General features: G+C 47.4%; 1 protein-coding gene. It reads left to right on the top strand.

Going from position 1 to position 291, the window contains the following annotated elements; all coding sequences use genetic code 11:
- Positions 1 to 291 (top strand): efflux RND transporter permease subunit (locus tag AAEY83_RS13955; protein WP_351059734.1); only part of this gene is annotated, 291 nt, incomplete at both ends.

A 291-nucleotide genomic window follows, 5' to 3' on the forward strand; every position in this document is an offset into this window, starting at 1 on the left:
GTACCAACCCTGATGACATTGGTAAGTGGTATGTACGAAACGAGACGAATGATATGATTTCATTTGATGCCTTTTCGACCAGTGAATGGCAGTCAGGCTCACCGCGTCTGACCCGCTATAACAGCTTACCATCAATGAATATCCAAGGTAGTGCAGCCCCAGGTTTGAGTACTGGTGAAGCCATGAGCTCAATGGAAGCCATGATAGACAAATTACCTGAAGGCATCAGTTACGAGTGGACGGGTATGTCATTGGAAGAGCAAAAATCAGGTGCCCAGGCGCCGATGCTTT

Source organism: Psychrobacter sp. TB20-MNA-CIBAN-0197 (genome assembly GCF_040309765.1).
GTDB classification, from domain to species: domain Bacteria; phylum Pseudomonadota; class Gammaproteobacteria; order Pseudomonadales; family Moraxellaceae; genus Psychrobacter; species Psychrobacter submarinus.